General features: G+C 34.1%; 14 protein-coding genes. 9 read left to right on the top strand and 5 right to left on the bottom strand.

Annotated features, from left to right (window positions below; all coding sequences use genetic code 11):
• Positions 1-81: 81 nt before the first annotated feature.
• The 3 genes from FJV36_RS15035 to FJV36_RS15025 all read right to left on the bottom strand — a co-directional run bounded on the left by FJV36_RS15035 (position 82) and on the right by FJV36_RS15025 (position 4,342).
• Complete coding sequence (locus FJV36_RS15035; protein ID WP_158728504.1) at positions 82-684, bottom strand: DNA-3-methyladenine glycosylase; 603 nt, start codon at positions 682-684, stop codon at positions 82-84.
• 96 nt (positions 685-780) lie between these two features.
• Positions 781-3,267, bottom strand: coding sequence for a DUF5686 and carboxypeptidase-like regulatory domain-containing protein (locus FJV36_RS15030; protein ID WP_158728503.1), 2,487 nt, complete (start codon positions 3,265-3,267; stop codon positions 781-783).
• A gap of 97 nt (positions 3,268-3,364) precedes the next feature.
• Positions 3,365-4,342 (bottom strand): pyruvate dehydrogenase complex E1 component subunit beta, encoded by a 978-nt coding sequence (locus tag FJV36_RS15025; RefSeq protein ID WP_144891543.1) that lies wholly within the window; start codon positions 4,340-4,342, stop codon positions 3,365-3,367.
• A gap of 292 nt (positions 4,343-4,634) precedes the next feature.
• Between FJV36_RS15025 and FJV36_RS15020 the strand changes: the two genes are divergently transcribed.
• The 5 genes from FJV36_RS15020 (at position 4,635) to FJV36_RS15000 (ending at position 9,442) form a co-directional block, all read left to right on the top strand.
• Positions 4,635-5,381, top strand: coding sequence for an electron transfer flavoprotein subunit beta/FixA family protein (locus tag FJV36_RS15020; RefSeq protein ID WP_158728502.1), 747 nt, complete (start codon positions 4,635-4,637; stop codon positions 5,379-5,381).
• Between the two features lie 73 nt (positions 5,382-5,454).
• Positions 5,455-6,420 (top strand): electron transfer flavoprotein subunit alpha/FixB family protein, encoded by a 966-nt coding sequence (locus FJV36_RS15015; RefSeq protein ID WP_158728501.1) that lies wholly within the window; start codon positions 5,455-5,457, stop codon positions 6,418-6,420.
• Positions 6,421-6,569: 149 nt separating this feature from the next.
• Positions 6,570-7,193 (top strand): bifunctional nuclease family protein, encoded by a 624-nt coding sequence (locus FJV36_RS15010; protein WP_158728500.1) that lies wholly within the window; start codon positions 6,570-6,572, stop codon positions 7,191-7,193.
• Positions 7,194-7,315: 122 nt separating this feature from the next.
• Positions 7,316-8,599, top strand: coding sequence for an amidohydrolase family protein (locus FJV36_RS15005; protein WP_158981245.1), 1,284 nt, complete (start codon positions 7,316-7,318; stop codon positions 8,597-8,599).
• An 18-nt stretch (positions 8,600-8,617) separates the two neighbouring features.
• Complete coding sequence (locus tag FJV36_RS15000; RefSeq protein ID WP_158981243.1) at positions 8,618-9,442, top strand: thymidylate synthase; 825 nt, start codon at positions 8,618-8,620, stop codon at positions 9,440-9,442.
• A gap of 19 nt (positions 9,443-9,461) precedes the next feature.
• On the opposite strand, the gene FJV36_RS14995 is transcribed toward FJV36_RS15000, so the two are convergent.
• The gene (locus tag FJV36_RS14995) at positions 9,462-9,758 is read right to left on the bottom strand and encodes an isoamylase early set domain-containing protein (RefSeq protein WP_158728497.1); all 297 of its coding nucleotides are present in this window, start codon (positions 9,756-9,758) and stop codon (positions 9,462-9,464) included.
• Between the two features lie 241 nt (positions 9,759-9,999).
• Here FJV36_RS14995 and FJV36_RS14990 point away from each other — a divergent pair, with 241 nt between their 5' ends.
• The 4 genes from FJV36_RS14990 (at position 10,000) to FJV36_RS14975 (ending at position 12,842) form a co-directional block, all read left to right on the top strand.
• A complete protein-coding gene (locus FJV36_RS14990) occupies positions 10,000-10,329 on the top strand; it encodes a 2TM domain-containing protein (protein WP_158728496.1) in 330 nt (109 codons plus the stop codon).
• A gap of 15 nt (positions 10,330-10,344) precedes the next feature.
• A complete protein-coding gene (locus tag FJV36_RS14985) occupies positions 10,345-10,827 on the top strand; it encodes a dihydrofolate reductase (protein WP_158728495.1) in 483 nt (160 codons plus the stop codon).
• A 577-nt stretch (positions 10,828-11,404) separates the two neighbouring features.
• Positions 11,405-12,136 carry a bifunctional demethylmenaquinone methyltransferase/2-methoxy-6-polyprenyl-1,4-benzoquinol methylase UbiE gene (gene ubiE / locus FJV36_RS14980; protein WP_158728494.1) on the top strand — a complete coding sequence of 244 codons (732 nt, stop codon included), beginning with the start codon at positions 11,405-11,407 and terminating at the stop codon, positions 12,134-12,136.
• Between the two features lies 1 nt (position 12,137).
• Entirely contained in the window at positions 12,138-12,842 is a 705-nt protein-coding gene (locus FJV36_RS14975; RefSeq protein WP_158728493.1) for a porin family protein, read from the top strand.
• 30 nt (positions 12,843-12,872) lie between these two features.
• Here FJV36_RS14975 and FJV36_RS14970 read toward each other — a convergent pair whose 3' ends face one another.
• Positions 12,873-13,598: an RNA methyltransferase gene (locus FJV36_RS14970; protein WP_158728492.1), complete on the bottom strand. Its 726-nt coding sequence runs from the start codon at positions 13,596-13,598 to the stop codon at positions 12,873-12,875.
• Positions 13,599-13,608 lie beyond the last annotated feature (10 nt).

The raw sequence follows: 13,608 nt of genomic DNA, 5'->3' as shown, positions 1-13,608 counted from the left end.
CCTGCAAAAGTAATCAAACGATACGTTTTTGCAATGAAAATTAAAGGTTATCTCTACAATAAATTTAAAAAAAACCTACTTTTAATACGTAATGGTTCTATTTCGTTTCTTCAAGTAATGATGCCACAATAAATAAGTCGCATAGGACCGATATGGGCTCCACTGCTGTGCGTGTGCATACATGAGTTCTTTGTCATGAATGTCCAGTAATTCTTTTAAGGTATTGACAACTGCTATATCACCAAGTGGCAATACATCTGGTGCTTGCAAGCAAAACATTAAATAAATATCTATGGTCCAGTTCCCAATGCCTTTGATTTTGATGAGTTCTTCCCGAACTTCCTGAGCGGTTTTAGCTGGCAAACTTTCTAGATCAAGTTCTTTATTTAATAGCGCTGTCGCCAAAGCTTTAATATAGGACGTTTTTTGTCGGCTTACGCCAAGATTCCTAAAATCGGCATCAGACACATCAAGAAGAGCTTCGGGTGCCATCGTTTTTAGAGTAGTTTTTATTTTCAAAAAAGTGGCTTTCGCCGAATCAATAGAAACTTGTTGTTCCAAAATTAATAACACCAAAGTCTCAAAACCTTGTGGTCTTTTGGGAATGGTTGGCAATCCGTAATTTTCAATGATTGACTTGAAAATGGTATCTTTTTCTAAAAGGTAGTCGATGGCTTCTTGCATAATTTGATTTTTTAGCCCGGATGGAAACGGCATCCTTTTTATAAGGCGATTTTTTTTCGCCTTATAAAAAGATATAGTGTACAGCCGGATTAGCTCCTAGAAATTAAATCCAAAAGAACCTTTTACCGTAAAATTATTGGCCCCTGGCGTGTTAAGATAATTACCTCTCCAAGCAAAATCAATACGGAATACTTTAAAAATATTTCCAATACCGGCGCTATATTCCCAGTAGCCTCTTTCTGGAGCATTATAAACCAAGCCAGATGCATTTATTGCTCTATTGCCATCAGTAACAGAACCGTATACCCCGCGCACTGCTATAATTTCTCTCCAATTGAGTTTGCGCATAAACGGAATTCTAGAAAAAATGCGGCCATTAAAGTTGTGATTCCATTGTAAGGTTATGTATTCATCTGAAACGAACTCATAGAAATTAAGATTGCTAAAAGTGTTTTCGATAGTAAAATACGTTTGATTTCCTGGAATTACGCTCAACAAACCAAGCGGAATTTCTCCAAAAGTCTTCCCTACTTCCATGATTAAATTTGTTCTTCCTAGTGGACCAATAATGATAGGCTGCTTGTAATACAATTGCAACTTATCATATTTAAAATCACTATCCAAAAGTCCCTTGAAACCATGGCTATAATTGACAAAGAAGCGGCTATATGGACTATCAACAATACTACGCTCTACGCCAAAACCAATTGTTTTACGTTTTGGAGAAAACTCAATTTGAAGGTTGGCTTCAGATTGCTTTACATCACTTTTGGTCACCTGTTTTGCACTATCTGTAAAATAATCCAAACTAAAAGTAGAAGATGCCGACTCAAGAGTACGATACGAAACCCCAGCTTGGATAACCACGTTTTTAATAGGTTCTATCTCTAGTGCAATATTGGTTAAATTAATGTTAGTCAGTTTCCCATTACTTCCTGATGAAAAAACTGCTGACGATGCAAAACTACGTCCCAAAATATCATTGGTTGTGGTTAAGCTCGCGCCTATTTGTTCAATGTCACGCCTGTTTCCTCCTGAAATAATGATTCTATTTTTTTTATCGACCATCCATTTTCCCGAAACACCGTATTTAAATTTATTATCATCAAAACCATACGCGGTATAAGCTTGAAGTCGCCAAGGATCATTAGGTCCAAAAAACGTTCTGCCGCCTACACGCAATCGTATCCCTTCCACTTCATTGAATCCAAAGGAAGAAAAAACAGGACCATAATCAAAATTTTTAAATTCGACATAGCCGCTACCAAGTATAGAAACTAGGTTGTACAAGCGTTTGAATTTATTGACTGTTTGTAGGGTGTCTAACATTTTGTATACCCCTAACTCGTCTTTGCTTAAATTCTCAAATCGGTTGTCGTCCCAATATTCTTCTGATTTGTTATAGACTTCATCATCCATATAATTGACTTCGTCTTTGTAAAAAGATGCCGGCAAGGGTTTGTTGAACTGATGATTTCTAAAATAAGTCGTTCGTTTTCCATAGACTCCTTTTGAATCTTCTTTTTTATTCAAGGCAAAGTCAGACATTAAATAATCCTTTGTCAATAAAAAAACGGAGTCACTAACTACCTCAAATTCTTGTTCAATATAAATGTCTTTTACCCAGTTAATATTAGCACTTTTAGTCACTGCCATATTAATTTTCTTAATGGCATAAGTAGAATCGTTCACCCAAAAATCACCTTTAAAAGTCAATTCATTTTTTCTTCTTGGATAGAACACTATATTGTAGCACCATTTTTTATCAATGTAGGCACTGTCTTTCAGGACATAATTATAGACATCAATACCTGTTTTAGACAATGGACTCGTAAAACTTTTGTCAAAAAAAGTTAAGTGATTGTTGTAAATGTTGTAATCCGAATATAAATCTTTTACAAAAGCTAATATTTGCTGATTGCCATCAAATCCAGATGTTTTACTGGCTTTAATTTTATCTTTTACTTTCTTTAAAACATTATCTCCATAAACATCATTAAGAGATTCATTAATAAAAACGGGTAAATACGTTTTACCAGTAACTCTTGAAGTATCCATTTGATTGAAGATAAACTCCATGCCCTTAAAAATTTTATTTTTCATAAAAGCACTGTCTAAGGAGTTCATGTCAAATTCTACTTTTTCGTACTTTTCCATTTGGTACTGATCAAACTGGTACAATCCGTTTTTACGTTTTCGTTCCCAAATTTTTCTCAAAATATCTAGCGCTGGATTATTTTTCTTTGAAGTCTTACCAGCAAACACCACAACTTCATTTAAACTTTCAGCTTCATTAAGCGTGATTTTAAAATTATAGTTAACTGCTTTTTCTAATGTAATTTCTCTCTCAGAAAAACCTACTGAAGAAACCAAAACAACGCTATACGTCTTTTGGGATTCCAAATAAAAATTCCCATCTTCATTCGTAACAATTCCTTCACTTGATCCTTTAAAAACCACATTGGCAAACGGAATCGGTTGGTTTTGTTTGTCCACGACAATACCACTTATTTTAGTTTGCGCTAATGCATTGGATGCAAAACCACAAAAAACTAAAAACAAAATCAAAAGATTCTTTTTCATATCAAATAAAAAAAACTTCACCAATAGAACCATTGATGAAGTTATTAAGGTTAAAAATCACAAATAACAACTCCATCAAAAGAGTTGTATGAGAATTTTATTTATACATTACTTTCTTTACCGCTTTTACAACGTCACCAGCATTAGGCAACCATTCTTTTAACAAAACCGGAGAGTAAGGCGCAGGTGTATCTGCAGTCGTAATACGTTGTATAGGGGCATCTAAGAAATCAAATGCACGCTCTTGAACAATATATGTAATCTCCGATGCCACACTTGCAAAAGGCCAAGCCTCTTCAAGAACTACCAAACGGTTGGTTTTTTTAACCGAAGTCAAAATCGTTTCGTAATCCATAGGACGTACCGTTCTTAAATCGATAATTTCACAAGAGATCCCTTCTTTTGCTAATTCATCAGCAGCAATATGAGCCTCTTTGATAATTTTTCCAAAAGATACAATTGTTACATCAGTACCTTCTCTTTTAATATCAGCAACTCCAAGCGGAATAACATACTCTCCATCTGGCACTTCACCTTTATCACCATACATTTGCTCAGATTCCATGAAAATCACAGGATCGTTGTCTCGAATAGCTGCTTTTAATAATCCCTTTGCATCATAAACCGTAGATGGAACTACAACTTTAAGACCCGGAGTGTTTGCAAACCAGTTTTCTAAAGCTTGAGAGTGCGTTGCTCCTAATTGACCTGCCGAAGCTGTTGGCCCACGAAAAACAATTGGCACATTAAATTGCCCACCACTCATTTGACGCATTTTGGCAGCATTGTTTATAATTTGATCAACTCCAACTAAACAGAAGTTGAAAGTCATATACTCTACAATTGGTCTACAACCGTTCATGGCTGATCCCACTGCTATACCTGAAAAACCAAGCTCTGCAATAGGAGTATCAATCACTCTTTTTTCACCAAATTCTGCAAGCATCCCTTTAGACGCCTTGTAAGCACCATTGTATTCAGCAACCTCTTCACCCATTAAGTATATGGACTCATCGCGACGCATTTCTTCACTCATCGCTTCGCAAATAGCCTCTCTAAATTGTATCGTTCTCATATTATATGTTGTATGTGTCTAATTTTCGAAAAGCAAAAATAAATATTTTAAATCACTTAAAAGCATAAAACATACTAAATTAATTCAGGATTTACACTGATGATTTTCAGGAGCTTTTTCCGGCTCTACGCTGTATCTTCCTGTGCCTAAAGGCGGCACAGGAAGGATGCCGCTACTATCCGGGCTACGAAATCGATGTAATTTAAAAAAAAATATTATGCACGCATAGTATATTAATCAAATTAATATTTTAAATTTGTAAAAGAAATTAAGATTAATAAAAAATATAGGTATGAAAATATTAGTTTGCATCAGTCACGTTCCTGATACTACATCAAAAATTAACTTTGTCAATGGAGATTCTGAATTTGACACAAACGGTGTTCAATATGTAATTAACCCAAATGACGAGTTTGGACTAACACGTGCTATCTGGTTTCAAGAGCAACAAGGCGCAACAGTAACTGTTGTAAATGTTGGAGGTCCTGACACTGAACCTACTTTAAGAAAAGCTTTAGCAATTGGTGCCAACGAAGCTATTCGAGTAAACGCAACACCTACTGACGGATTTTTTGTGGCTAAACAATTAGCCGAAGTAATCAAAAACGGAGGGTACGATATTGTTATCGCAGGTAAAGAATCATTAGATTATAATGGTGGAATGGTACCTGGAATGATCGCTGGAATTTTAGGATATAATTTCCTAAACTCTTGCACTAACTTAACAGTTGACGGAACTACTGTAAAAGCAGTACGTGAAATTGATGGTGGAAAAGAAACTGTTGCCACTACTTTACCATTAATAATTGGTGGACAAAAAGGACTTGTAGAAGAAAAAGACTTGCGTATTCCTAATATGAGAGGAATTATGACTGCAAGAACAAAAGCTTTAACTATCCTAGAGCCTGTTGATGCTACTGTGAATACAAAAGCAGTTAAGTTTGAAAAACCTGCTCCTAAATCAGCTGTGAAACTGGTAAATGCAGATAATTTAGATGAGTTAATCAATTTATTACACAACGAAGCAAAAGTAATTTAGTAATCAGTTTTCAGTCACAGTTTTCAGTTGCTAAACTTTAAACCTCAAACTTTAAACTTTAAACAAAAATAGTATGTCAATATTAATATACGCGGAATACGCAGAAGGAAAATTTAAAAAAGTAGCTTTCGAACTAGCTTCTTACGCTAAGAAAGTAGCAGAAACTCTTGGAACAACAGTTACAGCTGTTACTGTTAATGCAAGTGATGTATCTGAATTAGCTACATACGGTGTAGACAAAGTTCTTAAAGTAAACAATGATAAATTATCTGGTTTTACTGCAAAGGCTTATGCTGATGTTATTAAGCAAGCTGCACAACAAGAAGGTTCAAAACTAGTTTTATTATCAAGTACTACAGACAGTATTTACTTATCATCACTAGTTGCAGTTGCACTTGAGGCTGGATTTGCATCAAACGTGGTAGGTTTACCAGTTTCTACAAGCCCTTTTCAAGTAAAAAGAACTGCTTTCTCAAACAAAGCTTTCAATTTCACTCAAATTGATACCGATGTTAAGATTTTAGGCTTAGCTAAGAATTCATATGGTATTTTTGAAAATGCTGTATCAGCAACCGAAGTAGACTTCAACCCAACAATCGGCGAAAATGATTTTGGAGTTAAAGTAGAATCTGTTGAAAAAGGTTCTGGAAAAGTTTCTATAGCTGATGCTGACATTGTAGTTTCAGCAGGACGTGGACTTAAAGGTCCAGAGAACTGGGGAATGATTGAAGAATTAGCAACAACACTTGGTGCTGCAACAGCTTGTTCTAAACCAGTTTCTGATTTAGGATGGAGACCTCACGGAGAGCACGTAGGACAAACAGGAAAACCGGTAGCCACTAACTTATATATTGCTATTGGAATTTCAGGTGCCATACAACATATTGCTGGAATTAACTCTTCTAAAGTTAAGGTAGTGATCAATAGCGATCCTGAAGCACCTTTCTTTAAAGTTGCTGATTACGGAATTGTAGGTGATGCCTTTGAAATTGTACCTCAATTAATTGAAAAATTCAAGGCCTTTAAAGCGCAAAACTAATAAGGAAAAAGAAATCATTACATCATTTTAAATGCTACTTAAATCAAGATATTTGTATCTTTGCTTTTAAGTAGCATTTCTTTTTACAGGAAATGCCACTTACTTTTAATTTAAAAAAAAGTACTTTGTACTTTTCCATCAACACAATTATGAGCTTAGTTAAACTATCTATAAAAGGAATTTCATACAGTCAAACTCAAAACGGAGCCTACGCTTTAATCTTGAACGAGGTTGACGGCGAAAGAAAACTACCCATTGTAATTGGTGCTTTTGAAGCCCAATCCATTGCCATTGCACTAGAAAAAGAAATAAAACCACCACGTCCTTTGACTCATGATTTATTTAAAAATTTTGCAGAACGCTTTGATATTGTAGTAAAACAAGTAATCATCCACAAACTAGTAGATGGTGTTTTCTACTCAAGTATTATTTGTGAAAGAGACAAAATCGAGGAGATAATTGACGCTCGAACTTCTGATGCTATAGCTTTGGCGCTGCGTTTTAAAGCTCCTATTTTTACCTATAAAAATATACTAGATAAAGCTGGTATTTTCTTAAAAACAAATCCGCTTGATCCCAACAAAGACAATCAAGACCTAGACGATGTATTATCAAATCCAGACACTTTTGGTCATGAGGACGAAACCAATCAAGCTGGAAACACCTACTCAAAACATACGTTACCAGAACTTCATGACTTACTAGATCAAGCTGTTGGAAATGAAGATTATGAAAAAGCGGCAAAAATACGTGATGAAATATCAAAACGATAAATCAGGAAATCCATAAAGTATCCTAATTATTTAGAATTGGCAATACTAAAACAGCAGGACATTTATTTGAAAACTGTTTTATTAAATCCTATATTTGATTACAATTCCCTATAAATCAAACTATGAAAACAAAACTTGTCTTACTCCTACTTGTATTAGGATGCAGTACTGATGCTTTTTGCCAAGACATCTATTTGCATTGTGGAAAAATATTAAACACCTTAACTGGAAAAGAACTGGTAAACCACACGGTAATTGTTTCCAAAAATAAAATCGTAAAAATCCAAGAAGGTTTTATATCGAAATCGCAACCAAATGATATCGAAATAGACCTTAAGAAAAAGTACGTTTTACCAGGCTTAATTGACCTTCACGTTCATATAGAGGGTGAACACGATACCAAAAGCTATATGTCTAAGTATCTTGAAAACGAAGCAGACATTGCATTTCAAGCTGTTCGTTGTGCCGAGGTTACCTTACTTTCAGGTTTTACAACAGTACGAGATTTAGGCGGTACAGGAGTAAACATTTCTATTAGAAACGCAATTAATAAAGGAATTGTCAAAGGTCCTCGTATTTTTACAGCAGGAAAGTCTATTGCAACAACAGGCGGTCATGCCGACCCTACAAACGGCAGTAATCGTAAACTTGTAGGTGATCCTGGACCACATGAAGGAGTAATTAACTCCCCCGAAGAAGCTGTAAAAGCAGTGCGAGAACGCTATAAAGAAGGTGCCGATGTAATCAAAATAACAGCAACTGGTGGAGTATTAAGCGTTGCAAAAAGCGGAAAAAATCCTCAGTTTACTTTAGAAGAAATAAAAGCAATCACTTCAACAGCGAAGGATTACAACATGCTCACTGCTGCACATGCTCATGGTGACGAAGGTATGCAAAGAGCAATCATTGGCGGAATTAAAACCATTGAACACGGTACTTTTATGAGTGAGGAAACGATGGAGTTGATGAAAAAATACGACGCTTATCTTGTTCCAACTTTAACCGCGGGAAAAGAAGTAGAGAAAAACGCAGAAATAAATGGATACTATCCTGAAATTGTAGTCCCAAAAGCAAGAGAAGTAGGTCCACAACTAAAAGCAACTTTTGCAAAAGCATATAAAAAAGGAGTGAAAATTGCATTTGGTACTGATGCAGGTGTTTTTACTCACGGAAATAATGCAAAAGAATTTGGTTATATGGTAGAAGCCGGAATGCCCGCGCTAGAAACAATACAAGCCGCCACAATTACAAATGCATCATTATTAGGAATAGCTGATACTGTAGGTCAAATAAAAGAAAATTTTCTTGCAGATATTATAGCAGTTGACGAAAGTCCTATTACAACAATAAAAACACTTGAAAAAATAGTTTTTGTAATGAAAGACGGTAAAATTTACAAAAACTAACGTTTTGAAACACTAAACATGAAACAATATTTAGACTTGGCACAACACGTTATGGAAAACGGTTGTCAAAAAGGAGATCGAACAGGAACGGGCACAAAAAGTGTTTTTGGTTATCAAATGCGTTTTGACTTAAACGAGGGTTTCCCTATGGTGACCACAAAAAAACTGCATTTAAAATCAATTATTTATGAATTGTTATGGTTTTTAAAAGGAGATACCAATATCAAATATCTTCAGGAAAACGGTGTGAAAATTTGGGATGCTTGGGCTGATGCCAACGGTGATCTTGGACCAGTATACGGGAGGCAATGGCGCAACTGGAATAATGAAGAAATTGATCAAATATCAGATTTGATAAAGGAATTAAAGGCAAATCCAAATAGCCGTAGAATGTTAGTTTCAGCATGGAATCCATCCGTTTTGCCAGATACAACAAAATCATTTGACGAAAATGTTGCTAATAACAAAGCCGCATTACCCCCTTGTCATGCCTTTTTTCAATTTTATGTAGCAGATGGAAAATTATCATGTCAATTATACCAGCGCAGTGCTGATATTTTCTTAGGGGTCCCTTTCAATATAGCTTCTTATGCATTGCTAACAATGATGATTGCACAAGTTTGTAATTTGCAAGTAGGCGAATTTATTCACACTTTCGGCGATGCACATATATACAACAACCACTTTGAACAACTGGAACTGCAATTAACACGAAGTCCAAGACCATTGCCAAAAATGATCCTGAATCCAGAAATAAAAGACCTTTTTGCATTTGAATTTAAAGATTTCACACTTGAAGGTTATGATCCACATGACAGTATAAAAGGAAGTGTGGCAGTATAATTAAGAACAGTGTTATAGTTTAAACAACTAGAACACTGTTTTCATTTCCAGCAAAAGCATTCCATCGGTAGGAGTCGGCTTCTGGCTCATTGATATAGGCGCCATCAACTAGATATTTGAATTCGTAATCTGCATTTTTATCTAAATCAAAAATACCCTTAAAAGTACCGTTCTTTAATTTACTTAATGCACCAAGAGAAGGGTCCCAATTATTAAAATCACCCACTACAGCCACTTTTTGAGCTGTTTTTGCAGGTATAGAAAAAGTAACTTTACACACAGGTTTAGTTTTGATAAATTGTTTTTTAACCGCCATAACTATTTCATTTATAAGTTTATAGAACAAAGTAAATAAAAATTCAACAACATACAACAACACATCAACAGAATTTCTAAAATACTTAAAACAGTGTTAAATTTTAAACTATTTTATATTTTTAAAGGCATAAAATTTTGGAATCAAAAATGATGAATCAATTACATTATTAAATTATACGATTTTCAATTGATACATTTTAAGAAATAAACTTTATCTTTATGCATTAAAAGATTAAAAAATGGAACGAGAAATACACGAGCAGTACGAATATGCAAGACGTAGAATCAAGCAAAAAAAACGACTTTACTTTCATTTTGTTCTCTTTGTGCTAAGTAGCTTATTACTATTTACGTTAAAACATTTATTTGAAAATTCTTTTATTTCAAATTGGTACTTATACATCATCACAGTATGGTTATTTTTATTTACACTACATTTTATAAAAATATTTATTACAGATCGTTTTATGAATAAAAATTGGGAAAGAGAGCAAATTGACAGATTGGTTGCCTTACAAAAAAAGAAAATAGACCAATTACAAACTCAAATTAATAATAACGAACAATAATAACCTGATAACATTATGATCATAATGATTGCTGCCGTTGCAGAAAACAATGCTTTAGGAAAAAACAACGATTTGATGTGGCATTTACCAGATGATTTTAAGAGATTTAAAACGCTTACATCAGGTCATCATATTATAATGGGTAGAAAAACATTTGAAAGTTTTCCTAAACCATTACCTAATAGAAAACACATCATTATTACCCGAGACAAAAAATACGAAGCGAAAGACTGTATTATTGTAGATAGTCTTGAAAAAGCATTAAGTCATTGCCCTGAAAAAGAAGATAAATATATTATTGGTGGGGGAGAAATATACAAACTAGGACTTCAATACGCAGATCAACTTGACATTACAAGAGTACATCACCACTTTGAAGCAGATGTTTACTTTCCAGAAATAGATCTAAACAACTGGAAAATTAGTGCAACTGAATATCATGCACCCGATGAAAAGCACCAATACGCATTTACATATCAAACATACACTAGACTATAGCACAAAAAAAAACATCCCTTTCAGGATGTTTTTTTTTAGCATTTGGTTAAAAATGGTGGACTACTCTAGAAAGAGTATTTGATAACATAAAATAAAAATTACAAACACTAATAACAAACCAGATATGGCGATAATAATGTTTGAAAACCTTTGAGAGTACATCTCAAAGTAGCCTTTAATACCAAATACCACGAAGGTACTAAAGACGAAAAAAATTAAAATTTCCAAAAACAAATTTAATCCTAAGAACGTATGTTGCGCTTTAACCTCAATACTGCTTTGTACAACAGTACGCTCAAAAAATCTAACTAGAACAAACGAGATAAGTAACGCAAGAACTATCCATTTACTTTTGTCCACCATTTGTCTTTTAACCATTTATTATGCTTATTTCTTGAGTACAAATGTGTGGATTAAAAACCACCCATACAATACCCACTTTTAGTGATATTTTGATTTTTTTGTAAAAAAACGAAAGATTTCAACTTTATTAAGTTAAAAAATAATTCTTGCTCCAAATTATGCAAACACATTACTAGTTCCTTTAGATTGTATTATATTTGTACAAACAAAAAAAATGTCACAAAAAATCACTCCATACAAAGATTCCTCTCTAGGTAAAAAAGAACAAGTTGCTCAAATGTTTGACACCATTTCCGGGAATTACGACAATCTCAATCGTGTTATTTCGTTTGGCATCGACATAAAATGGCGTAAAAAAGTCTTGCAAATAGTTGCTCAATCAAAACCAAAAAAAATACTTGATATTGCCACTGGCACAGGTGATCTTGCTATATTGATGACTCAAACGCAAGCTGACAAAATCATTGGCCTAGACATTTCTGCTGGAATGCTAGAGGTGGGTGAGCGCAAAATTGCTCATAAGAACTTGAGTAAAACTATAGATATGGTTTTAGGTGACTCCGAAAATATGCCCTTTGAGGATAATTATTTTGATGCAATAACTGTTGCTTTTGGAGTAAGAAACTTTGAAAATCTTGAGAAAGGCCTATCTGAAATTTTGAGAGTGCTCAAACCAAATGGAGTTTTTGTAATCTTAGAAACATCGGTACCGGTCAAAACTCCTTATAAACAAGGATATAATTTTTACACCAAAAACATATTGCCCTTAATTGGAAAATTATTTTCAAGAGACAATGTAGCTTATGGCTATTTGTCTGAATCAGCAGCAGCTTTTCCTTATGGCGAAGCATTAAACAATATTATAAGAAAAACTGGGTTTATAGATGTTGTAGCCATGCCACAAACTTTTGGTGTTGCTACCATTTATTCAGCATCTAAAAAATAATATGAAAAAAATAATTCTTACCTTTTTTTTAACTGGAATCATTTCGGGTACCGCTCAAAATTCAAAAGGTATTTTCAGCAAAGACCCCATTATTAATCTTGAAAACTTTCAGCAAAAAAAAGTGTATTTTGGATTTTACTTAGGTTTTAACACTTTTGATTTTAAAATAGACTACAAAACAGAAACTCCAGATATTTTTGTAAAAAAAACTATGGGTTTTAACGTGGGAATTGTAGGGGATATCAAACTCCAAGAATATATAAATTTAAGATTTGAACCAGGACTGTACTACGCCAAAAGGGACTTAAATTATCCCAATTTCTCTAAACCAAGTGATGCTTTACGTGAGGTAAACAGTACTTACATACACTTTCCGCTGTTGTTAAAATTCTCATCATTAAGAACAGGCAACATTAGACCGTATGCACTAGGCGGGCTATCTGCAACCCTTAACTTATCTAGTAATGCCAAATTAATGGATGATAATTTTCAACAAAAATTTCGTGTAAAAAGCTGGTCAACTAATTACGAATTGGGATTTGGGATCGATCTATTTTCAGAGTACTTTATCTTCTCCCCTTCCATTCGAGGTGTTTTTGGACTTAATGATGAGTTAATTAGAGACAACGACCCTAACAGTCCGTGGACTAGTAATATTGAATCATTAAAGACTAGAGCAATTTTAATTAATTTTACATTTCATTAAAAAAATAGGTCAAGCGCAAAGTTATCTTAATTAGCCTCTACAAAATTCACTCAAAACAATTGCTGTAGCGGTTGCCACATTAAGACTTTCTGTTTTTTGAATAGCTCCAAATCTAGGTATGGTGAGTCTTTTGGTGATTTTAGATTCTATTTCTTTTGATATTCCATTAGCCTCGTTCCCCATTACAAGAATTCCATCTTTAGGCAAAGAGCTTTGATAAATATTTTCACCAGTCATAAATGTGCCAAAAACTGGAAGATGTGTTTGAGTTAAAAATAAATTCAAATCAACATAGTTCACATTTACTCTAGCGATAGACCCCATCGTGGCTTGCACCACCTTTGGATTATAAAGATCAACCGTTTCTTTTGAACAAAGGACTTGTTGTATTCCAAACCAATCACACAATCTTAAAATAGTTCCTAAATTTCCCGGATCTCTAATAGAATCTAATGCTAGAATTAAACCCGCTTTATGGACATTTTTTTCCAAAGGCATTTTGAAAACTGCTAAACAAGAGCTAGGGGTTGCTAGCGCTGAGACTTTCTTCAAGTCTTGCTCTTGCACCACAGTTCTAATGGCAGGAGGAATGGTATCAAAATCGTTTAAGGTAGTGTACAAATTAACCAATTCAAAATCCGAATCTATTAACTCTTGAACACCCTTTACCCCTTCGGCAAAAAATAATTGATGGACAATCCTATATTTTTTTTGCTGTAAACTCGTTATAAGTTTTATTTGGTTTTTACTAACCATAAAAAAATGT

It is taken from the genome of Flavobacterium sp. I-STPP5a (assembly GCF_009764685.1).
GTDB lineage: Bacteria > Bacteroidota > Bacteroidia > Flavobacteriales > Flavobacteriaceae > Flavobacterium.
The sequence above is the reverse complement of the archived record's forward strand: the minus strand, read 5'-3'. Positions and strand labels throughout refer to the sequence as shown.

Bases quoted from the DNA above. Each gene is read 5' to 3' on its own strand.
- FJV36_RS15030 (WP_158728503.1), bottom strand. From the start codon at position 3,267: ATGAAAAAGAATCTTTTGATTTTGTTTTTAGTTTTTTGTGGTTTTGCA.
- FJV36_RS15000 (WP_158981243.1), top strand. From the start codon at position 8,618: ATGAAACAATATTTAGACTTGGCACAACACGTTATGGAAAACGGTTGT.
- FJV36_RS14975 (WP_158728493.1), top strand. From the start codon at position 12,138: ATGAAAAAAATAATTCTTACCTTTTTTTTAACTGGAATCATTTCGGGT.
- FJV36_RS15010 (WP_158728500.1), top strand. From the start codon at position 6,570: ATGAGCTTAGTTAAACTATCTATAAAAGGAATTTCATACAGTCAAACT.
- FJV36_RS14970 (WP_158728492.1), bottom strand. From the start codon at position 13,598: ATGGTTAGTAAAAACCAAATAAAACTTATAACGAGTTTACAGCAAAAA.
- FJV36_RS15005 (WP_158981245.1), top strand. From the start codon at position 7,316: ATGAAAACAAAACTTGTCTTACTCCTACTTGTATTAGGATGCAGTACT.
- FJV36_RS14990 (WP_158728496.1), top strand. From the start codon at position 10,000: ATGGAACGAGAAATACACGAGCAGTACGAATATGCAAGACGTAGAATC.
- FJV36_RS14995 (WP_158728497.1), bottom strand. From the start codon at position 9,758: ATGGCGGTTAAAAAACAATTTATCAAAACTAAACCTGTGTGTAAAGTT.
- FJV36_RS15015 (WP_158728501.1), top strand. From the start codon at position 5,455: ATGTCAATATTAATATACGCGGAATACGCAGAAGGAAAATTTAAAAAA.
- FJV36_RS15025 (WP_144891543.1), bottom strand. From the start codon at position 4,342: ATGAGAACGATACAATTTAGAGAGGCTATTTGCGAAGCGATGAGTGAA.
- ubiE (WP_158728494.1), top strand. From the start codon at position 11,405: ATGTCACAAAAAATCACTCCATACAAAGATTCCTCTCTAGGTAAAAAA.
- FJV36_RS15035 (WP_158728504.1), bottom strand. From the start codon at position 684: ATGCAAGAAGCCATCGACTACCTTTTAGAAAAAGATACCATTTTCAAG.
- FJV36_RS14985 (WP_158728495.1), top strand. From the start codon at position 10,345: ATGATCATAATGATTGCTGCCGTTGCAGAAAACAATGCTTTAGGAAAA.
- FJV36_RS15020 (WP_158728502.1), top strand. From the start codon at position 4,635: ATGAAAATATTAGTTTGCATCAGTCACGTTCCTGATACTACATCAAAA.